Origin of the sequence: Colwellia sp. Arc7-D (assembly GCF_003061515.1) — a bacterium.
GTDB lineage: Bacteria > Pseudomonadota > Gammaproteobacteria > Enterobacterales > Alteromonadaceae > Cognaticolwellia.
Map to the genome: position 1 here is coordinate 3,362,931 of NZ_CP028924.1, position 22,998 is coordinate 3,385,928.

Sequence of the window (22,998 nt, forward strand, 5' to 3'; positions counted from 1 at the left end):
TTTCTAGCCTTCCTACATTGAGCTATATTTTTCACGCAAACGCTGACGTATAAACTCAGCAAGCGTGTTAAATACAAACGTAAATACAAATAAAACAAATGCTGCCAAGAATAGAATTCGATAATGGGAGCTACCGACTTCAGATTCCGGCATTTCAACAGCAATATTAGCTGCCAGTGTTCGCATACCTTGGAAAATACTCCAGTCGAGAATTGGGGTGTTTCCTGTAGCCATTAATACAATCATGGTTTCACCAACAGCGCGTCCTAATCCCATCATAACGGCAGAAAATATGCCTGGACTTGCCGTCAGTAACACAACTTTAATCAGGGTTTGCCATTGTGTGGCTCCTAACGCTAATGAACCACTGGTTAAGTGCTTAGGAACACTGAATATGGCATCTTCAGCCATAGAGAATATCGTTGGTATAACCGCAAACCCCATAGCAATACCAACAACTAAAGCATTACGTTGATCAAAATCAATGCCCAAATCATTAGTAATAAACTGCCTAACATCACCACCAAACATATACAGTTCAAGTACCGGAGATAATGCGAATGCAGCATAAGCGGCAATGAGAATAGCGGGTATTAGTATAATAGGTGCCCATGTTTCAGGAATACGCGTTTTCGTTTCGCGCGGTAATTTATGCCATGCGAAAGCGGTTATAAATACGGATGAGGGAATAAATATTAATAACAAAAATATAGCAGGAAGATAAATTTCAATAATTGGTGCTAACCAAAGACCAGCCAAAAAGCCTAATATAACCGTAGGTAATGCTTCCATCATTTCAATGGTTGGTTTAACTTTTCTGCGCATACCTGGCGTCATAAAATATGCGGTATATATAGCAGCGGTTAACGCAATAGGTACGGCAAATAGCATTGCATACGTTGCAGCTTTAATGGTACCGAAAGAAATTGGCACTAAAGAAAATTTACCTTCAAAATCATCTGAGCCAGAGGTTGATTGCCAAATAAACTCAGGCTCTGGGTAACCTTCATACCAAACTTCTTGCCAAAGTGCTTGCCATGTAACTTCTGGGTGTTCATTTTCAACCGCGTAAAGTGCTAATTGGTTGTCATAAAACAACACTAATCCATCAGCACGGGGGGCAATAGCAAATGCTTGAGCATTTCCTTGATGTAGCTGACCACGCCATAAATCAGCTTCACTGGTGGTATAAAACATCCCCATTTCACCCGAGGGTGTTTCGGTATAAAAACTTTTGCGAAATTGCTCTGTATAAATGGCACTCACAGGCTCGTTGTCGCTGACATTAAATCGTCGAATTTCTTTAAATTCGCGCCCTTGATCTGTTGCCACTTCAAACCATTGGCTTACTGAACCATTATCATCACCTAATAAAATTGAGCTACCGCCAGATAATAACGCCATAGCGGTAATATGGTTTGGAGTCGATTTGTTTTGCGACAGCTGAGGAATAATCGTTGCTTTTAGCTCAGCTTCTTCGTCATCTAATGAAAACACGGCAACTTGGTCACCTTGTCGAACAAATACCATTGCTAAATCAGGTGAGACTAAAATATCGTTAATCACCTTGGCGGTGTAATCAATTTCTTCATATTGCGCATCAAAGGCAGTGTCATAATTGAAGTCATCTTCGGCGAGTAAAGTAGTTTTAATCAGACGATTATCAGCTGTAAAGCCAACGAAAACAGCCTTTTCATCATCCATAGCAAACGATAGTTTACTAAAAGAACCGCCTTGTTCATCAAGAGGTAAATAGTCTTCACCTAATGGATAACGAATACTTGGAACAATAACTCTTTCACCACTATCAAAGTTAGCAAAAAAGTTTGGTACAACAAGCTGAACATTTCCAGCACTATCAAGTAATAACTTTTGCTCTTGACCAATATTGACCAGTTGCTTGATGCTAATACCGTCATCAGTGAGTTGCTCTGATAATATTTTATCACCCGCTTTATACCCGCCACTATCAACTAATTGATAAAAGTTGATAAAGCCTTGTTCTGTAATGCTATAGGCCACCTCTTTTAACTCATCAACCCCGGTTGCAAGAATACGACTTTGGTCACTAATAACAAATTGAGCCGTAGGTTCAACTTTTGCAGATTCAAAAATAGGTTTTATTACGTATAGTAAATACATGAATATTAGTACTAAAGTAAATAAAACACTGATACCGCCTAAGGTGATCACCCATTTTGCTAATGAATTTTTCACTTTGCGATAATTTGCTGATTTAGAAGCAATGGCCACTTAAAAATACCTTTAACTATGATGATTTTTATAACTGAAGCGATTATAAAACACCAACATGACAGTTTTGTGACAAGGCGTTTTTAGTTACCCATTGGCAAAGTAGCGGCCTGAAATAAAACAGGCACATCGTTATTTTTTGTTATGGTATGATTTATAAAAGTAAGGTGATTTTTCCAACTGTATATTTGTGGTGAGGATAAAAGCATGATAATTAGTCAAATAATGAAGAGAGATTTAATAACATTAGATATGGATGACACTTTAGAAACAGCTAAAATGTTGTTTGAAAAAAATAATATGCATCACATTATGATCCAAAACAAATCAACATTAGCTGGCATTATTACTGACCGCGATTTATGGAAAAATTTAAGTCCAACTGTTGGCACCCGCAACGAAACCGCACAAGATAGTTTTTTAATGAATAAAAAGGTGCACTTGATCATGTCTCGAGATTTGATCACAGCAACACAAGATACCAGCCTTACTGAAGCCGTGTTGTTATTCCATGATCATAAAATATCTTGCCTCCCAATAGTTGATGAAAAGCAGCAAGCAATTGGTATTATTTCTTGGCGAGATATTATTAAGCTTATTGCCCTACAATATCGTCAAAAATTAAAATCGAGTTAACTGCCTTAACATTGTTGAGTGTTGTTCAGGCAGCAAACTTGTTAATCAATGTTTGTTTAACAAGCTTCGATTCATCAATCTAAGTTAATCGTTATTGTAAGTACAATCCGTTGAAAAACTACGAACTGCAAGACAACATTGAACAACCGGCCTTATGCCTAGCCCATTCAGGCCGCTTTCCCGCAAATTTTTCAAACGCAGGTTGTTCATCATAAGGATTTGTTAGCACTTTTTGTAATTGCTGCAATAATGAATAATCTTGCTTTTCAGCTAACTCAATAGCTTGCTGCGCTAAGTAATTTCGTAGAACATACTTAGGATTAACCTTATTCATGGCTTCGCTAATGTCAACACGCGTTCTTGCGCCGTTATTTCGAAGTTGAATGTAGCGTTCTAACCAAGAAGTTAAGCTTGCTTTATATTCCGTCGTTATTTCATTCTCATTATAAAAGCACACCATTAAGTGGCTCAACCATAAAGAATTATCATCAGGTAAATCAGCTAAACGACGGTAAAAAATAGTCATATCGGTTTCGATCATCATTAATATTTTTTCAAGATCAAAAAATAAACTTAATTCTTCCTTATTCGCCCCTTCACTAGGTTTCACCGAAGACAGTTCAATACCTAATTTGGCTGCCATCATTTGCTGCCACTGTTGTTGGTAATTTTCAGAAAACTTATTTAAGGCATTTTCTAAAGGCTCAGCATCATTTATTAATGGGAATATAGCGTTAGCTAATTGAAACAAATTCCATTGTGCTATTTCGGCTTGTACACCAAAGCGATAGCGCTTGCCATTCGCATCGGTAGTATTGGGGGTCCAATTTAAGTCAAAATTATCAATCCACCCGTAAGGCCCATAATCAATGGTTTCACCAATAATCGACATATTATCCGTATTCATTACGCCGTGCACAAAACCAACTCGCATCCAATCAACCATCAGTTTGCATGTTCTGTCACATACTTCATTAAACCATGCCAGATAAGTTTCGGCACTTGGTGCACCTAAGTGTGGAAAATCTCGTTCGATAACATAATCAACTAATTGTGTTAACAAGCTTAGATCTTTTCTGGATGAAGGTAATTGAAAACTGCCAAATCGAATAAACGATGAGGATACACGACAAACCACGGCACCAGGCTCTGCCTTAGCATGACCGTCATAAAACATATCTCTAACCACGTTGTCACCCGTGAGTGATAAACTTAACGCTCGTGTGGTAGCAACCCCTAAATGAAACATAGCTTCCGAACAAAGAAACTCTCGAACCGACGAACGTAAAACAGCAAAACCATCTGCAGTACGTGAATAAGGTGTAGGCCCTGCACCTTTAAGCTGCAAAGTTTTATGACCACTATTTGGCGTCAACACTTCAGTAAGATTAATTGCTCGTCCATCACCTAACTGCCCCGCCCAATGGCCAAATTGATGACCGCCATAACACATAGCAAACGGTTTCATATCTGTTAACAAACCATTCCCAGAAAATAACTGTAAAAAATCAGTTGAATGTATTTGTTGCTCATTTAAGCCAATTTGCTGTGCAACACTTTCACTGTAGGCGATTAAAGTCGGCATTGCCGTTTTTTTAGGCTCAACAAAAGAATAAGCCGACGTAACTTGTCGTGGGTAATTTTGTATAATGCCATCAGGGGAAAAAGTAGCAGTAAATTTATTATCTAAGGTAAATGTAATAACGGACAAAGGGATCAACACTCTCTATTAAGCAAGGTAGACAGTATCGACCCTACACCTCTCAAATTCAACTCTAAGCTTAAAAAATGATACTTGCTTAATTACAGTTTATAAATTTTAATTAATAGCATGGGTGAAAGTTAGTGGTGTTGCTATTTGGTTTGTCTCATACCTGCTTAATAACTGTGTGATAGCTAAGTAAAACCTACATAACTTAATTTGTGCATTTAAATACGATTTATATCAATTGAAATATCAGCTGCTAATTTTACTTGGCTTTATTTAATAAATTTAATTTGCAATTTAATACCATTAAGTCGATATTAATTAACTGTCTGAAAACTTCAGGGGAAGTGTTTTTTTCATGACAAGTCACTAATTGTTAATAGCCTGTAAATTAAGTGTCGAAGGGAAAATCGAAAGGGTTAAAAATAACAGTGGTGGAATTACGTATGACGTATAAAAACAATAATACAGAGACGTTATTGCAGCAAATTTCAATAATGTCTAATGTGCTCGATAATATCGGCTCATATGTTTATAGCAAAGATTTAGACGGAAATTATACCTACGTTAATGCTAACGTAGAGGCTTTATTTCAAACGCCTGCAAAAGATATTATAGGTAAAGACGACTCTCATTTTTTTGATTTAGATATACTTGACGGCTTATTAGAAAGTGATAAAAAAGTTATTAATGAAAATGTCACCTTGTCCATCGAGGAAGAGAATGTCATTAAATCTACTGGTAAAATTAATACCTATCAAACCATCAAGACCCCTCTCCATAACGCAGCAGGTAATGTTGTAGGTCTTTCAGGAATTTCGACAGACATTACAATACAAAAAACACTCGAAGCAGATAACCAAAATCAAAAGCATTTACTCGACGTTGTATTAAACAATGTTGATGCCTACATTTATATGAAAGATGCCAATAGGCGCTACCGGTATGTCAATAGTCGTGTCGCTGAGCTTATCGGATTACCCGCAGAAGAAATTATTGGCAAACTCGATTTTGAAGTTGTTCCGCCTAAATATGCCGAACACTTTTGGACGAATGACAAAACTGTTTTCGAGCAGAATCAAAAAGTAGTGATGAGTGAAACATTAGAAGATTCAGACAATAAAGTTCATCATTACCTTAGTACAAAAGTACCTTTCCAATTGAAAGGAGATCTACAAACCATGATCGCCTTCTCTACTGATGTTACTGAACTATATCAATTAAAAGAAAAGTTTGAACAACTCGCTAATACTGACGAATTAACCGGTATTTATAACCGACGTTATTTCTTTGAAAATGCCAAGCGAGAATTTAATCGAGCTAAAAGACATCAACAAGAACTGGTTGTTATTTCACTAGATGTTGATCATTTTAAAGCAGTAAATGATCACCACGGTCACCCAGTCGGTGATCAAGTGCTGGTGAAAATTGCGCAAATAATCACTAAAACGATAAGGTCAGAGGATATATTTGCCCGGATTGGTGGTGAAGAGTTTTCAATTTTACTTCCTAACATCACCAAAACCGAAAGCTTACAAGCTGCAGAAAGGCTTCGTGAACTATTAGATGACAACGCGATTATCATCAACGATATAGAGTTACCGATAAAAATCAGCCTTGGCGTTTCGGTAATAAAGGCAGCCGACACTTGCTTTCAAGACCTTTATTCTCGATCTGATAGGGCATTATATAAAGCCAAGTCTCATGGTCGTAATCATGTTTATTTAATGGATTAACATACCACTCTAAAGCACAGCACAATTATCACTCTATATGCGTGAGTCAATAAAACCTCATTGCCAACAAGGTAGCTATTAACCTAGAATAGCTACCATTCTTATCCTGTTTTAAAAAGGCTTTCCATGGCACAACCATTACCAGATAAATTCATTATGTCGATGAACCGCGTTTCCAAAGTGGTTCCTCCTAAACGTACAATATTAAAAGACATATCACTTTCCTTCTTTCCTGGTGCAAAAATTGGTGTACTTGGTCTTAATGGTTCGGGTAAATCAACTTTACTTCGCATTATGGCTGGCCTAGACACTGAATTTGAAGGTGAAGCAAAAGCACTTGCAGGCACTAACATTGGCTACTTGCCACAAGAGCCAATATTAGATGAAGCAAAAACTGTCCGTGAAATTGTAGAAGAAGCGGTTTCTGAAGTTAAAAATGCCATGGCTCGTTTAGATCAAGTTTATGCAGAATATGCAGAACCTGATGCTGACTTTGACGCATTAGCAAAAGAGCAAGGTCAATTAGAAGATATTATAAATAGCCAAGACGGACATAATATTGACAATGTTCTAGAGCGTGCTGCCGATGCTTTACGTTTACCTGAATGGGAACAAAAAATTGGTGTGCTTAGTGGTGGTGAACGTCGTCGTGTTGCCCTTTGTCGCTTGTTACTACAAAAGCCTGACATGTTATTGCTTGATGAGCCAACCAACCATTTAGATGCAGAATCTGTGGCGTGGCTAGAACGATTTTTACATGATTACCCTGGCACTGTTGTGGCAATTACCCATGATAGATATTTCCTAGATAATGTTGCAGGCTGGATATTAGAACTTGATAGAGGCCATGGTATTCCTTATGAAGGTAATTACTCTTCATGGTTAGAGCAAAAAAATGCGCGTCTTGAGCAAGAAAGTAAAAGTGAAAGTGCGCTACAAAAAACCATTAAGCAAGAACTTGAATGGGTGCGCTCAAACCCTAAAGCTCGTCAATCAAAAAGCAAAGCCCGTATGGCACGTTTTGAAGAGCTTAACAGCCAAGATCATCAAAAACGTAATGAAACAAACGAGTTATACATTCCGCCGGGTCCTCGCTTAGGCGATAAAGTATTAGATGTTAATAACTTAACTAAATCTTTTGGCGACAGAGTGTTGATTGATGATTTAAGCTTTAGCGTTCCTAAAGGTGCTATCGTCGGTATTATCGGGCCAAACGGTGCTGGTAAATCAACTTTATTCAAAATAATGTCAGGTGCTGAACAACCAGATTCAGGTAATGTAGAACTTGGTGATACAGTAAAACTTGCCAGCGTAGATCAGTTCCGTGATGACATGGATAACAGCAAAACAGTTTACCAAGAGATATCACAAGGCCATGAAATTTTAAATATTGGTACCTTTGAAATTCCAAGCCGTGCTTATGTCAGCCGATTTAACTTTAAAGGTAATGATCAGCAAAAAATTATTGGTGACTTATCTGGTGGTGAGCGAAATCGTGTGCATTTAGCCAAATTAGTGCAAACAGGCGGTAATGTATTATTACTCGATGAGCCAACCAATGACTTGGATGTTGAAACCTTACGTGCGCTTGAAGAAGCGTTATTAGAGTTTCCAGGTTGTGCAATGGTTATTTCACATGATCGCTGGTTCCTTGATCGTATTGCTACGCATATTCTTGACTACCGTGATGAAGGTCAAATCAACTTCTATGAAGGTAACTATACTGAATATGAAGAATGGATGAAAAAAACCTATGGCGCCGAAGCGACCCAACCACACCGTATAAAATATAAAAAAATTGGTTAACTAATTAGTTAACAACAAGATAAAGGCACCTTAATCTATTAATTAAGGTGCCTTTTTGCTAAAAGCGAGCTATGCTAAATAAATCACTTTGTCATAAATACCTCTCATGAAAAATAGACGTCAATTTACGCGAATACTTTTCTCTATGCAGGCTGAGCTAGCCATCGACCAGCAGTCGTTGCGTGTCAATATTCAAGATATATCTTTAAACGGCGCATTACTTTGTGCTGACACTCAAGGAATAGTTTTCTCAAAAAAATTGGGATTACTCTCATTTAGATTAAATCAAGCTGATAGCAAAATTATGATGAATGTTGTTGTTGTCCATCAAGAGAGTAATAATATTCGAGTGCAATGTAATGGTATTGATATAGACAGCGTAAGTTCGTTACGTCGATTAATTGAACTTAATCTCGCAGACGATGAACAATTACACAAAGAACTCTCAAGACTGACCCGAAGTTAATTATTTTTACACTTAAAAAATTTCAAAGGATTTACCATGAACCATCTTATTATTTCTTTTATGACCGCAGATCGTCCCGGTATAGTTAAAGTTTTATCTGACTTAATTTCTGAACATAAAGCTAACTGGGAAAAATCAAGCTTACATCAAATTTCAGGTGTTTTTGCTGGTGTGGTAGAAATTGCTGTTCCTGCTGAAAACGCAACAGAATTAGCAGATAAACTTGCAATTTTGCCTGGCTTTAAAATGCAAATTGAACATGTACAGCAAGAAGTTTCTGCACCTGAAACCATACTCGTTTTAGAATTAACAGCAAATGATAGATCAGGCATAGTACAAGAAATTTCATCAACGATTCACCATCATGGTGGTAACTTACTAAAATTAGTCAGTACCCAAGAAATAGCACCACATGCTGGGCATGAATTATTCAAAGCAAAAGTGACTATATCTGTAAACAAAAACACCATAGATACCATGATAGATGCGCTTGAAAACCTCGCCGATGACTTAATGGTAGATATTTCTCGCTAAAAATAACCGACTGAACTCACTTTTAATAGTGGTTTTTATTACTTTCATAACAGCAGGTACTTAGTTTTGTCTGGAACAAAAAAACTGAAACACATTAACCTGTATGAAGGCACTAGTTCCTAGAATATCAGGATATTTTAGAAAGGTCTGAACATAAAAGTCCGCAACCTTTGCAGGTTGCGGACTTTTTTAATCTCGTTATTGCTTATGCGTTACATCGCTATAAACCTAACTTTTTAAACTCTTTTTCTACCACTGAAGCCGGTAAAGGAATATAGCCGTCTTTTTCTACAATGCTCTGTCCTGATTTTGACAACACCATTTTCAAAAACTCAGCTTCCATAGGAGCTAAAGGCTTATTAGGGTGTTTATTTACATACACATATAAAAAGCGTGAAAGTGGGTATGTTTTTGAAATAGCATTTTCCATGTTAGCTTCAATAAAGTTCTCACCTTTTTTCGACAATGGTAATGCTCGAACACCTGATGTTTTATATCCAATACCTGAGTAACCAATACCGTTCAATGAAGCAGAAACCGATTGAACAACAGATGCTGAACCCGGTTGTTCATTAACACTATTTTTAAAGTCACCTTTACATAAGGCTTTCTTTTTGAAGTAACCGTAAGTGCCTGACACTGAGTTACGACCGTACAATTGAACATCTTTACCTGTCCATTCGCCGGTAAGACCTAAGTCACCCCAACGGTCGACATCTTTGTGAGCGCCACATTTACGATTGTTTGAAAAAATGGCATCGACTTGATCAATACGTAGGCCTTTAATTGGGTTATCTTTGTGAACAAAAACCGCTAAGGCATCAATAGCCACACGAACTGCTGTAGGTTTGTAGCCGTAACGTTTCTCAAATGCTTCAATTTCACGCGACTTCATCTTACGGCTCATAGGACCAAGGTTAGATGTTGCCTCTGTTAATGCTGGTGGAGCTGTTGAAGACCCAGCAGCTTGAATTTGTACGTTAACATTAGGATAAGTACGTTTAAACTCTTCCGCCCAAAAGGTCATCATATTGGCTAATGTATCTGAGCCAACAGACGAAACATTGCCTGAAACACCACTTACTTTTTTATAGATTGGTAAATCACTATCAACTGCAAATGCAGAAAAATTGATAAGGGTAGATAAACCAATAACGCTTAATGTACGCTTTAAACTCATGTTACTCTCCGAGAGAAATATAATTAATTTGAGAACACTATAGAAAGTGAATATGACAATAATAAGTAAAGTTTATGACACTTGTATGACAAGCCTTAATAATTTGTCATCGCAACAAGCATTATTGTAAAAGTGTTAGAAACTTTCAGACATGCAGATTTACAGAAAATAAACAAAACATTGAATAAGGTTAGTGTGGGTATTTTTTATGTGCTTGAGGGATATTTGATAAAAGCAGCGAAAATTCACTAGCCACTAAAATAAAATTAACGATGTTATAAGGTTTTAAAATAAATAATGAATTCACTACCTTGTTGCCAATCACTCTCAATAGAAAGCTCACCATGGTGATGATTCAATACATGCTTAACTATTGCTAATCCTAACCCTGAGCCACCCGTATTTCGTGAGCGAGATTTATCAACGCGGAAAAATCGTTCAGTTAACCGATTAACATGCTCTGGTTTAATGCCTGGCCCATTGTCTTTAACACTAAAACGTATTTTATTACCATCAATTCGCAGTGTTACATCAATAACGCCATTTTCAGGGGTATAGGCAATCGCATTAGAAAGTAAATTTAAACAGGCACTTTTTAATTCGTGCTCATTTCCTTCAAGACTTATATCTGGTGCAATATCACTGTGAATAACATGATTTTTCTCTTGATTTAACCATTGCGCATCTTCAACTATCGTTAAGATTAAACGTGACAAATCAACTTGATGATGATTATCAGAATCAACATTATTCTCAACTCTTGATAATACCAATAGCTGTTCAACCAACCGATCCATTCGAGATACTTGTGTTTCAATCGTTGAAAAAGCTTTTTGCCAATGAGGCTCTAATGCACTATCACTTGCTTGCACCATTTCGACATAACCTCGTACTACGGTTAATGGTGTTTTTAGCTCATGAGACACATTAGCGACAAAGTCACGGCGCATTTCTTCAAGTCGTTGAATTTTACTGATATCGCGCGCTAATAATAAAATTTGATCACTACCATAGGCCATCATTCGCAATTCAAGCTGTAGTTCAGTGTTTATCGGTGAAATGATCAAACAGGGACTTTCGAAGTCGCCATCTTCTAAATATTTTGAAAATTCAGGAAATCGAATCAAGTTATCAATACGTTGACCAACATCACCCGGCCAGCGAACACCCAAAAGCTGGGAAGCTTTTTTATTTCCCCATAAAATATTGAGTTCATGTGACAGTACTAATGCAGCATCGGGTAATGCTTCTGCACCATCACGAAATTTTCGAATACGCTCATTTAATTGTTTTTGCTTTTGACGTTGCTTACGAATTCGTCGGTAAAGACCATCATATATTCTGCCCCATACGCCATTAGCTTGTGGCGGAGATATTGATTTCCCTTGCCACAACCACTGAATTAATTTAAATAAATGACTGTAATGCCAAGCAAGCAAACCTATGGTTACCAGGCTGACAACCAAAAATGTTTGGCCAATTAAATAACCTACAATAGCACTGGCAATAAGCCCACTAATAATACGGGTTAAAAGTGCGCGAGCTGTAATGCGAAAATACATATATTAGTAACTAACCTGAGGTTTTAATTTTGCCAGAGAAGCGATATCCCGAGCCTCTAACTGTCTGAATAAATTCTTCGTGCCCATGACCAGTAATTGCTTTGCGTAAACGGCGTATATGCACATCAACCGTTCTATCTTCAACATACACATTAGTTCCCCATACATTGTCTAATAACTGTTCTCGACTATACACACGCTCAGTGTGGGTCAAGAAGAAATGTAACAAACGAAACTCTGTCGGCCCCAGTTCGAGGCTGTATCATTAATGGATACACGATGAGCCACAGGGTCTAAGGTAATGCCATGAAAATCGATGGTTTCTTCTAATGCTGTTGGTGCAACTCTTCGAATTACCGCTTTAATCCGTGCAATTAATTCTTTCGGTGAAAATGGCTTAGTAACATAGTCATCAATACCTGCGTCAAAGCCTTTAACTTTATCATCTTCATCGGCTCTTGCCGTTAACATGATAATAGGAATGGAGCGAGTGTATTCATTTTGCTTTAATGACTTGGCTAACTTAACACCTGTACCACCTGGTAGCATCCAATCAAGTAAGATTAAATCAGGATATGGCTCTTTAATTTTAGCTTGTGCTTGTTCTATTGTCTCAGCTTCTATGGCATTGAAACCATTTTGCTCTAACACAAAAGTTATCATTTCCCTTATTGCTGCTTCGTCTTCAACAACCAATATTTGTCTATTCATGCATCCGTCCTAATAGCCTAATCGTATAATGAACATTGTGATAAATAAATATGACAGTTTCATGACAAAGGCAAAAATATAGCTAAAATCCCTTAGCCCAATTGATAAATTGGATAGCATCATGATCAACGATACAAAACAAATAGGCAAGAAAAAAGCCGCTAAATGCGGCTTTATCACAATGAAACATAGTTAAAAGTATGTTCACTTAATAACTTAATGAGAAAGTCACCATCAAGATTAAAAGTTATATTCAATGCCGGCAGCTAAATAATTTTGGTCTTCGCCACTGTCCATATCAAAGGTAGTGTAAAAAGTGTATAGCTTTGTGCTTTTTGCTAATGAATAATCAGCACCAACAGTAATACCTGATTTATCATCGCCGTCTTTAAAGTCAGCAGCTTGGTATTGGCCCTTAAAGGTTACTTTATCCATTTTATATTTTGCTGACACCATGAAACCGTCCATTTCATTGCTGCCGTCTATTGCTTCTTGAGTCTGTAACATTGCACCTAATACCACACCAGATACTTTACCCTGCACTGTCGCGCGTGTAATGTCATAACCTTTCACATCTGAATCAACGGCAACAGATGCAAATATATTTGTTTTTTTCAGTTTAGCATCACCGTAAAATACGGCAATCGAAACACCGTCATCAGCATCTACAGCATCTTCAGCAATATAAGTAACACCTACTTGAAAGTTACTAAATTTAGGCGATTTATAAGAAAGCGTATCAGCCATGCGGTTTTCACCTTTCCATAAGCTTTTAATATCGCCATTTAAATCACTAAATAAATCAACTTTACCTTGTGATTGCTTAAGCATTGTATCGTTTTTACCCAATAATACTTCACCAAAGCTACCCGCTAGGCCAACATACTGGTTACGGTCAGTAATGCTGTCACCTGAGTCACTATCACCATCTAAGTCAACTTGAAACTCAGCTTTATAAAGTACCGTTAAACCATCACCTAGGTCATGTGAGCCTTTAAGGCCAATACGAGAAGCGTTACTTTTTACTTCAGTAAACGATCCTTCACCCTCATCAGAAGATTGAAGAGAAAGATTTGCTTTACCGTAGACTTCAACATCAGCTGCAAATGCCGACATAGATAAAGTAGACAATAAAACGACAGCGATTTTGTTGTAAGTGTGTTTCATGTTAGTACCTTTATAAATTTAAGTATGGCCAAAAAATAATTGCGGCTATATTGCCAAACCTTTATGACACTATTGTGACACAAGGAATTATTTTCTCATCAATTTGTTAAAAAAATTATAAATTATTGATAACTACTCGTATAACTAAAACAAAATGTAATATTTCTTAGGAAATATGCTGTCTAATACCGTATATTAAAATATCTAGCATAAGGAATTAGGGAATATTTCCTTCCTAATATATTGACCACATAGCTGAATGAAAAAGGTGCAACACTTTTAAAAGCAGTTAAAATCAATAAATACTTAATAAAAGAATTATTTAATGAAATTAAACAGTTTGTCACGAAAGCTCCTTACACGCGTATTGTCATTTTACTTTGTACTGACATTTATCGTTACTTGCGTACAAATTGGTGCCGAATATATTAATACTAAAAATCACATTGCAAGTGAGCTACTTACGTTAGAAAAAACCTTCAGTGGCAGCTTAACTCGTGCGGTATGGGAACTTAACACCCAGCAAGCAGTATCGATTGCCGAAGGTTTAGTCGCTATTCCCATGATTAAAGGCATTACGGTTACCGATGAAAATAACTCTATTATTGCCCAATTAGGAGTTGCAACAGGAGAAGATAACCTCTTTATAGAGTCGGTAAACGAAGGGGAAAGTGATAACGATCAAAAATATTTTAATGTCAGTTCTCATAATACTGGATTATTTGGGCATACTTTCCCATTGATTTTTGAATTTTCAGGTCGCACCACTAAAGTTGGCTCAGTAACTTTATTATCCAGTAATGAAGTGATATTTAATCGCATACAAGTTGGTATTTATTTTCTCATTGGTAATGCAATGGTTAAAACCGCAGCACTTGTATTGTTATTTTCTTTAGCCTTTTCAAGCCTGTTAACTAATCCACTCAACGAATTAACTGAGCAAATCAACCAATTTGATATCGATGATCCTGAAGCCTCTAAATTGCATGTCATTAATTATGAGAATAATGAATTAAGTATTCTGCAAAATGCCTATAACAACCTCATCGATGAACTTGTGATTTACAAAGAGAAACTGGCCGTTACGCAAAGTAAAGTTATTTCAGCTAACAGTAAGTTAGATGAACAAAACTTAATGTTAGAACAAGAAGTAGCTCGCAAAACATCTTCACTTAGCACTACCATGTTAAAAATGGAAATACAGCAACGTGAATTGTTAGATCAACAACAAAAACTGCAAGCTGAAAACAGTCGCAGAAGTATCACCGAAAAAACACTCTTAGAAACAAATCATGAATTAAAAGGCTCAATAATTGAATTAAAAAAAGCCCAAGAACGATTACTTGATGCAGAAAAAATGGCCGTTCTAGGCACGATGTCGGCAGAAGTTACTCATGAAATTAATACGCCAATTGGCGTCAGTATAACCTCAACAACTTACTTAGCAGATTTACTGATTAAACTTAAAGCTGACATTGAAAATAATAAACTATCTAAACGTGAGCTTAACGATTTCACCGACAACTCACAGCAAGGCCTAAATTTATTGCTCAACAATCTCGAGCGTGCATCTGATTTAGTTACTAGCTATAAACAAGTTGCCGTTGATCAAATTAGTGAAAAAATTCGTCAAATTAACTTGGCTAAATACCTCGATGAAATTATTCACTCACTGCATCCTAAGTTGAAAAAAACCAATCACACGATTAAGGTAAATTGTCCAAGTGACGCTGAGATATATTGCCATGCAGGTGCTATTTCTCAAATATTTACTAATCTCATCATTAATTCAGTACTCCATGGTTTTAAAAATATCAATCGAGGAGAAATCACTATAACGGTGCAATTTAATGGTGAACAAATTCATATTGTTTACAAAGACAACGGTCACGGTTTATCTGAGCATCAATTAGCCCATTTGTTTGACCCATTTTTTACTACGGAATCTGGCAAAGGCGGTACAGGCTTAGGCACACATATAGTTCATAACCTTGTTACCGACACTTTGGGTGGCATTATTCATGCTAGTTCTGTCGTTGACAAAGGTTTAACTTACGAAATTAAGTTTAATAATATGCGCTAAATGCTCAGGGAGCAGCAAGATTAATCTAAGGCGTGCGTGATCGAAATAAGTACGGTAATATAGCCCTCGTTTTTCAATTATTCGCCCACTGTAATAGGGCAAGGATTATCTTAATGTGGTTTAAAAACCTTTACTTTTTTGCCTTTACCCGCCCTTTTGAATGTTCTGAAGAAGATTTAGAGAAACAATTATCTGAGCATTTATTTACTCCTTGCGCATCAACTGAGCAATCACATTTTGGCTGGGTTAATGCACTCGGCAAGCATGGTGACACAACAGTACACGCCGTAAATGGTAATTACTTATTATGTGCTCGCAAAGAAGAAAAAATTCTCCCTGCTCCTGTTGTTAAAGACATGATCGAGCAAAAAATAGCACAATTAGAAGCAGAACAATCTCGCGGCGCTACAAAAAAAGAAAAAGAGCAATTTAAAGAAGATATTATCTTTGAGTTACTACCCCGCGCTTTTTCTCGCTACAGTGACACTCGTGCTTATATCAACCCTGTTCACAACCTTATTGTTATTGACACCAGTAGTAGAGGTAAAGCTGAAGACTTTTTAGCACTTTTACGTAAATCACTAGGTACATTGCCAGTAACAACACCATCACCTGAAAAAGCACCTGATGAACTTATGACTGAATGGTTAGTTGAAAGTAACCTAGGCGCTAACTTTCAATTAGGTATGGAAGCTGAGTTTAATGCTTTAGGTGATGACGGTGCTGTGGTTCGTGTTAAAAATCAAGATTTAACATCAGAAGAAATCAAAGCACATTTAGATGCCGATAAGTATGTTGTAAAAGTTGCACTAGAGTGGGATGAATCATTGTCATTTATCTTATGTGATGACTTAGCGATTAAACGCCTGAAGTTTTATGATGTTATTCAAGAGCAAAATGATGATATTGATAGTGACGATGTTGTCGCTAAACTTGATGCTGACTTTGCTTTAATGGCAGGCGAATTAAACCGCTTTATAGATAATTTATTAGCTGAATTTTCACTTAAAGCCAGTGATTATTTAGAAACATAATTAGCGACGTTTTAAAGATATACTCTGCAAACTAAAAAGGCGCTAAATAGCGCCTTTTTTCAATATATATAGCAGAGATATAATTGTTAAAACATTGACTTAGCTTTTGCTAACCTATCACTAAAATCTTCTGAGGCCATAAAGTTCAAGTTTGGTAAAATACCTTTATCAACATAGCTTCTAAGCAAAAACTCTTGTGTTGACTCATTTTTAAATATCGAATGATAAACAGCACCTGCTCGAATAAAATCAATATAATGCGCGTTTTTGGGTAGCACGCTTAAATCATTCCAGGTCATCACTAATTCACTGTAATCTTCAGAAAACTCCCAAGCTTTTGTCATTTCAGCGGCAATTTCATTAGAGAACTTAATAATCGCTTTGTTCAAAAAAGCAGGGTTTGCAAATACTTCAGGGTGCCCTTCTGCTTCAGTTAATATTGGCAACACACCAATATTATGAATAAGTGCTGCTAAAGTTAATGTTTCAAGAGTGAGTTCTGATTGTTTATTTTTCTGTAAATACAATGTCATCAGTGCAATAGCAACCGAAGCAACATCAACAGTTTTACGCCAAGACTTTTGCATATAGTCAGAAATAAAATGGTTGTTGGAAACAAACATTTGCTCAATAGCCATAGCTGTAGCAATATTTTTAATTTGTCTTAAACCGATACGAGTAACGGCTTTAGCTACGGACTCCACTTTAACTTCTCGCCCAAAAGCAGCACTATTTGCCACCTTTAAAACACCTAAAGAAAGCGCCGCATCATGGCTGATAATTTCACTCATTTTCATTAGACTAATATCGGGGTCGTCTGCTGCTTGTCTTACTTTCAATGCCACTTCAGGTAAAGTTGGTAGCACTAACGCATCTTGTCTTATTTTTTCTATGAGTATGATATAAAGTGCGTTTTCTGCGCCCATAAAGGTTACCTACGAGTAAAGTTAATATACAGCTATTGATACAATACATTTACAGTACATTGAAAACTAAGCAATTAAAAGTATATTTTTTAACCTCTAACTTTAAGCGGAAAATACCATGGGTTCGCCATCATAAATATGGCATTGAGAGTCATACAGATAATATAAATAACCTAACGTCTTCTCTGTACATCATGAATTGTGATGATAATGATAGGAATATTAAAATAAAAAAGAGTGCTTAAATGCACTCTTTCTCTAATGTTTTTTGCAACCAATGTTGAAATCAACTATACCGATATCGCCGCTTTAATATGAGCATGAGACTGATAATTTTGTAGTTCAAAATCTTCAAATGTAAAATCGAAAATACTTTTTACTGCAGGGTTAATCCACATACTAGGTAAAGGCAAAGGCTCGCGAGATAACTGTTCGTCTACTTGCTCAAGATGGTTTAAGTACAAATGCGCGTCACCAAATGTATGCACAAAATCGCCTAACTCCAAATCACAAACTTGTGCGATCATCATCGTAAATAAGGCATAGCTTGCAATATTAAATGGTACGCCCAGAAAAATATCAGCGCTGCGTTGATATAGCTGACAGCTTAACTTGCCATTAAGTACATAAAACTGGAACAAGGTGTGACAAGGCGGCAAAGCTTGTTTGCCTATTTCAGCATTAGCATCAGGGCTTATCGATGTGTCAGGAAGTAAAGCTGGGTTCCAAGCCGTAATAATGTGTCGACGTGAGTCTGGATTGTTTTTCAAATCGTCAATTAATTGCGCTAATTGGTCGATAGTTTCGCCATTTTGCGCTGGCCAGTTTCGCCATTGCACACCGTATACAGGGCCAAGTTCACCATCTTTTGTTGCCCAAGCATCCCAAATTTTAACACCATTTTGCTTTAAGTATTCGATATTCGACTCACCCTTAATAAACCATAATAACTCATGAATTATTGATTTAAGGTGGCATTTTTTTGTTGTAACTAACGGAAAACCCTTGGCAAGATCAAAACGCATTTGATAACCAAATATACTTTTTGTACCTGTACCAGTACGATCAGATTTTTCAACCCCTTCGTCTCTGACATGACGCATTAAATCAAGATATGCTTTCACTAGGTTTTCCTTAAATGTTATTAATAACAGTAGATATTTACTGCCAAAATGCAGAGTAAAATGAAATGTTCAACACCGCGTTGCAATAATGACAGTTTATCAGCACTTAGTACTTTTTTGCACAAATTTGTCGACAAATTATTATCATATAAAGCTGTATTTTTTCGCTAATACCACATCATTTTAATGGCAACTAACATTAAAAATACTGCGAAGCCTTTTTTCAAATACGGTAAGGACAGTTTTGCCCCTGCTTTGACCCCTAGCGGGGCGAATAACGATGAGGTTAACACTATGCCTAATAAAGCAGGTAAATAGATATACCCAACACTCCATGGCGGCAGGTCACTTTGTCCCAAGCCTACAAACACGTAACCCAAAGTGCCAAATAACGCGACAATAATGCCGCAAGCTGTTGCAACACCTATAGCTTGTCGCATAGAAAGTGAGTAATACATTAAAATAGGTACTAATATGGCACCACCTGCGATCCCCATCAAACTGGCTAAAACGCCGGTGAAAAGCCCAATGCACTGTAACAACCATTTCGATGGCAATGGCACGCTACGTTCAACTTTAATCGATAGAAGCATGTAGAGGGCTAAAATGAGTACCGCAGTACCAAATATGTTTGTTAACGCATTTAATGACAGTAAATCAGCTAGAACAGCACCAAGTACCGCGCCAATAGCAACAGTTATCACCAGGCTTTTTGCTAACGGCCAAGGAATATTACCATTTTTGTGATGGGCAAAAGCGGCAGAGGTAGAGGTAAAAATAATTGAAGCTAAAGACGTTGCAAGTGCCATTGGAAATGACAGTTCTGCACTAATTCCTAGAAGCGGTAATAAGTAAACTAATACAGGTACAATGATCAGTCCGCCACCGATACCTAATAAGCCGGCAAAAAATCCAACAATAGCGCCCAAAAAAGCACAGGCAATAAAAACACTAGTAAACATCAACATCACTTGCGTTATATGGGTAAATTAAGCCTTTTGATAAGAAGTTATTGTAATCTGGCATGAATAAATTCTCCTAAACCTAATTGCACTAATTGCTCATGCATATAACTGTGCACTTCTGAGGTATTGGTTAACGTTAAAACTCGCTCTAAAATTTGATTTAATTCACGATATTCAACATGACGAATAACCCACTTTATTTTCGCAAGACTGTGTGCGCTCATACTTAAGTTTTTGTAACCCATAGCGATAAGTAAAATGGCACCTGTAGGTTCATTAGCCAACTCGCCACAAATGCTGATTGGCATATTTTGGGCTTGGCTTTTTTGGGCAATATAATGTAATGAACGTAAAACTGCTGGGTGGTAAAAGTCATATAAACTCGCTACACGGCTATTATTACGGTCAACAGCTAACAAATATTGTGTTAAGTCATTACTGCCCACAGAGAAAAAATCTACTTTATTAGCTAAATCTTCTAACTGAAAAATAATACCTGGCACCTCTATCATCACACCTACTTTAGGTCGGATAAGTGGGTCATTGTCATTACAAAACAATTCTGCAGATAGCTCATAGTATGCTTGGTTAATTAATCGAATAGCTTCATCGACTTCGGTAATACTTGAGATCATAGGTAACATTATAGCTAAGTTACCAATACCATGGTTCGCTTTCATCATGGCGCGTATTTGAACTAAGAATATTTCAGGGTGATCTAAGGTAATTCGAATACCACGCCAACCTAAAAAAGGGTTAGCTTCAATAATAGGAAAATATGGTAACGACTTATCGCCGCCTACATCCAAAGTACGCATGGTAACTGGCTTACCTTCAAATGATGCAAGAACATCTCGATATAAAGCTGTTTGCTCAGACTCTGAAGGGAAGCAACTGCGATTCATAAAGGGTATTTCAGTGCGATACAAGCCTACACCATCTGCACCAACATTTTGAGAATATTCAAATCCTGCTGATAAACCTGCATTTATTAACAGGCTAACGCAAAAGCCATCTTTTGTAGTTGCGGGTAAATGTTCTGCTTCTTTTACTTGCGCGTTAAGTGCACTTTCTGCCAATAAAATATGACGATATTCTTGTATTAACGCATCATTGGGCGTTACATAAAGCTGATAACCATAGCCGTCTAAAATAGCCTTTTTTTTATGTAACTGCCGAATAGTAAAATAGTCAACGCCCATTATTGCAGGGATATTTAAAGCTTTCGCTAAAATAGCAGTATGAGAATTGTTAGAACCGGTAATTGAAACAATCCCTAATAAACCGAGGTGTTGATATTCTGCGAGCATTGTTGCACTAACATCTTCAGCAACCAGTATAAATTTTTTGGGTAACAGTTGCTCCGCTTCACTGAGATTTTGGATGTTATTCAGTAAGCGATTACCTAGGTCTTTAATGTCATATGCTCGCTCTCGCAAATACTCATCATCGAGAGCTTCAAATTGCATAACATAACTGTCTACAACCAGTTTCAAAGCGCTCTCAGCGTTAAAACCTTTATGTATTTTTGCGATAACCTCTGTTTTAAAACTATCACTCTCGAGTAAGTGTTTATAAACATCAAAAATATCAAGGCTGTTATCAGTGATGATCGCTTTGAGTTTTTCACTCATTTGAGTAAGATCGGCAACCGTTCGACTCACGGCATCATTAAATGTGGCGAGTTGTGGTTCAACTTTATCGGCTGTTTCTATCGCGATAGTTGCTAAATCAGCTTTAGGATGCACAACTACCATTTCTCCAATGGCAATACCTGGCGATCCGCCGATACCAGTAATATTTTTACCTATACCTTGACCGTTATTACTTAGCTCGATCATGCCCTGAGCTTCAACACTGGCTAATGCATTAGCCAATTGCGCAGATAGCGTGACTAAAAATGCTTCTTCGGTTTCGGTAAAAACACGTGCTTGCTCTTGTTGTACGGTTAATATGCCTAGCACTTTGCGCTGATGAATGATCGGCGTACCCAAAAAAGCTTTAAAGCTTTCTTCTTCCACTTCCGGTGCATGGATAAAGTCTGGGTGCTGTTGTGCGTTGGCAATATTGATTGGCTCTTCACGTTGTCCAACAAGCCCAACTAAGCCTTCGGTAAAACCGACACTTGTGCGGCCAAAAGCATTTTCAGCTAATCCATTTGACGCCATTAAAATAAAGTGTTGTTTTTGATGGTCAGCCAAATAAACTGAACAACATTGAGTATGCAGAGCGGACTTAACCTGACTAACTAAGCGTAATAAGGCCTGATCAAGCTCTGATGCTTGACTAAACTCTAAAACTATTCGACGCAAAATAGTAAGCATTACCGTCCCTTTTAGTTCGTTCTTTGGTGATTCATGTTGATACCATACAAGCTAGTATGATTGGATTGATCTGTGCTAACTCTGCACAATTTACTGATGTTAAAGTTATTATCTATGATTATTCAATAATTTTAAACTAAATAGCTCACCGAAGTGAGCTATTTTATAATGCATAATAATAATCTTAGGTAAACAACTAAGCACGACGTCGTCGACGCTCTTGGCGATAGCTGGGCATTGCCGCTAAAGCGAACTCTTTCATTACCTTGCGATAAACCTCGCGTTTAAATGACACAACTTGTCTAACCGGATACCAATATGAAACCCAACGCCAGTCGTCAAACTCAGGATGACTTGAATGGAGTAAATCAACCGCTGATTCTGGTGCCGTTAATTGCAGTAAAAACCATTTCTGTTTTTGCCCAATACATACCGGTAAACTTTCGTGTCTAATTAATCTTTTAGGTAATTTATATCTTAACCAATGCTTAGTGGTCGCTACAATCTTGACATGTTCTGGTTTTAAACCAACTTCTTCGTCTAATTCCCGGTACATGGTTTGTTCTGCAGACTCACCCTCGTCAACTCCACCTTGTGGATATTGCCAAGAATGTTGACCAAAACGCCTCGCCCAAAATACTTGCCCCTGTCATTGATTATTACTATGCCGACGTTGGCTCGATAGCCTTCGGCATCTATCACAGGAACTCCTGACAGCATTAAATAATGCTTTGATTCTTCCATACTCTGCACTTTTGGGCAAACTTTTATTATCAAAAATCA

The 22,998-nt window shown here is 37.2% G+C and carries 16 protein-coding genes and 2 pseudogenes; 7 read left to right on the top strand and 11 right to left on the bottom strand.

All coding sequences use genetic code 11. The features are described from left to right. Positions 1 to 12 precede the first annotated feature (12 nt). Positions 13 to 2,142, bottom strand: coding sequence for an ABC transporter permease subunit (locus DBO93_RS14535; protein ID WP_108457867.1), 2,130 nt, complete (start codon positions 2,140 to 2,142; stop codon positions 13 to 15). Between the two features lie 318 nt (positions 2,143 to 2,460). Between DBO93_RS14535 and DBO93_RS14540 the strand changes: the two genes are divergently transcribed. Beyond that, entirely contained in the window at positions 2,461 to 2,889 is a 429-nt protein-coding gene (locus tag DBO93_RS14540; RefSeq protein ID WP_108456981.1) for a CBS domain-containing protein, read from the top strand. A 118-nt stretch (positions 2,890 to 3,007) separates the two neighbouring features. On the opposite strand, the gene DBO93_RS14545 is transcribed toward DBO93_RS14540, so the two are convergent. After that, complete coding sequence (locus tag DBO93_RS14545) at positions 3,008 to 4,600, bottom strand: YdiU family protein (RefSeq protein ID WP_239059005.1); 1,593 nt, start codon at positions 4,598 to 4,600, stop codon at positions 3,008 to 3,010. A 443-nt stretch (positions 4,601 to 5,043) separates the two neighbouring features. Between DBO93_RS14545 and DBO93_RS14550 the strand changes: the two genes are divergently transcribed. The 4 genes from DBO93_RS14550 to DBO93_RS14565 all read left to right on the top strand — a co-directional run bounded on the left by DBO93_RS14550 (position 5,044) and on the right by DBO93_RS14565 (position 9,139). Continuing rightward, complete coding sequence (locus tag DBO93_RS14550; protein ID WP_108456982.1) at positions 5,044 to 6,333, top strand: GGDEF domain-containing protein; 1,290 nt, start codon at positions 5,044 to 5,046, stop codon at positions 6,331 to 6,333. Between the two features lie 126 nt (positions 6,334 to 6,459). Then, entirely contained in the window at positions 6,460 to 8,139 is a 1,680-nt protein-coding gene (gene ettA, locus DBO93_RS14555; protein WP_108456983.1) for an energy-dependent translational throttle protein EttA, read from the top strand. A 106-nt stretch (positions 8,140 to 8,245) separates the two neighbouring features. Continuing rightward, positions 8,246 to 8,605 (top strand): PilZ domain-containing protein, encoded by a 360-nt coding sequence (locus DBO93_RS14560; protein WP_108456984.1) that lies wholly within the window; start codon positions 8,246 to 8,248, stop codon positions 8,603 to 8,605. Positions 8,606 to 8,641: 36 nt separating this feature from the next. Beyond that, complete coding sequence (locus DBO93_RS14565; RefSeq protein WP_108456985.1) at positions 8,642 to 9,139, top strand: ACT domain-containing protein; 498 nt, start codon at positions 8,642 to 8,644, stop codon at positions 9,137 to 9,139. 220 nt (positions 9,140 to 9,359) lie between these two features. Here the strand turns inward: DBO93_RS14565 and DBO93_RS14570 are convergent, their stop codons facing one another. The 4 genes and pseudogenes from DBO93_RS14570 to DBO93_RS14585 all read right to left on the bottom strand — a co-directional run bounded on the left by DBO93_RS14570 (position 9,360) and on the right by DBO93_RS14585 (position 13,759). Further along, positions 9,360 to 10,319, bottom strand: coding sequence for a phosphate ABC transporter substrate-binding protein PstS family protein (locus DBO93_RS14570; protein ID WP_108456986.1), 960 nt, complete (start codon positions 10,317 to 10,319; stop codon positions 9,360 to 9,362). 275 nt (positions 10,320 to 10,594) lie between these two features. After that, complete coding sequence (phoR, locus tag DBO93_RS14575) at positions 10,595 to 11,881, bottom strand: phosphate regulon sensor histidine kinase PhoR (protein ID WP_108456987.1); 1,287 nt, start codon at positions 11,879 to 11,881, stop codon at positions 10,595 to 10,597. A 10-nt stretch (positions 11,882 to 11,891) separates the two neighbouring features. Next, positions 11,892 to 12,592: pseudogene (phoB, locus tag DBO93_RS14580) on the bottom strand (phosphate regulon transcriptional regulator PhoB). A 240-nt stretch (positions 12,593 to 12,832) separates the two neighbouring features. Continuing rightward, positions 12,833 to 13,759, bottom strand: coding sequence for a porin (locus DBO93_RS14585; protein ID WP_108456988.1), 927 nt, complete (start codon positions 13,757 to 13,759; stop codon positions 12,833 to 12,835). A gap of 325 nt (positions 13,760 to 14,084) precedes the next feature. Here DBO93_RS14585 and DBO93_RS14590 point away from each other — a divergent pair, with 325 nt between their 5' ends. Together DBO93_RS14590 and rdgC are read left to right on the top strand one after the other, a co-directional pair. Further along, positions 14,085 to 15,842, top strand: a complete 1,758-nt coding sequence (locus DBO93_RS14590) for a HAMP domain-containing sensor histidine kinase (RefSeq protein ID WP_108456989.1) — start codon at positions 14,085 to 14,087, stop codon at positions 15,840 to 15,842. Between the two features lie 113 nt (positions 15,843 to 15,955). Beyond that, positions 15,956 to 16,876: a recombination-associated protein RdgC gene (gene rdgC, locus DBO93_RS14595; protein ID WP_108456990.1), complete on the top strand. Its 921-nt coding sequence runs from the start codon at positions 15,956 to 15,958 to the stop codon at positions 16,874 to 16,876. A gap of 86 nt (positions 16,877 to 16,962) precedes the next feature. On the opposite strand, the gene DBO93_RS14600 is transcribed toward rdgC, so the two are convergent. From DBO93_RS14600 to rppH, 5 genes and pseudogenes are all read right to left on the bottom strand, one after another. Next, on the bottom strand, positions 16,963 to 17,802 hold the full coding sequence (locus tag DBO93_RS14600; protein ID WP_108456991.1) for an HDOD domain-containing protein: 840 nt from the start codon (positions 17,800 to 17,802) through the stop codon (positions 16,963 to 16,965). A gap of 290 nt (positions 17,803 to 18,092) precedes the next feature. Beyond that, positions 18,093 to 18,926 (bottom strand): thymidylate synthase, encoded by an 834-nt coding sequence (locus DBO93_RS14605; protein ID WP_108456992.1) that lies wholly within the window; start codon positions 18,924 to 18,926, stop codon positions 18,093 to 18,095. 167 nt (positions 18,927 to 19,093) lie between these two features. Continuing rightward, positions 19,094 to 19,888, bottom strand: coding sequence for a sulfite exporter TauE/SafE family protein (locus DBO93_RS14610; protein ID WP_108456993.1), 795 nt, complete (start codon positions 19,886 to 19,888; stop codon positions 19,094 to 19,096). Between the two features lie 47 nt (positions 19,889 to 19,935). After that, positions 19,936 to 22,215: a phosphoenolpyruvate--protein phosphotransferase gene (gene ptsP / locus DBO93_RS14615; protein WP_108456994.1), complete on the bottom strand. Its 2,280-nt coding sequence runs from the start codon at positions 22,213 to 22,215 to the stop codon at positions 19,936 to 19,938. A 196-nt stretch (positions 22,216 to 22,411) separates the two neighbouring features. Continuing rightward, positions 22,412 to 22,917: pseudogene (gene rppH, locus DBO93_RS14620) on the bottom strand (RNA pyrophosphohydrolase). Between the last annotated feature and the right edge of the window lie 81 nt (positions 22,918 to 22,998).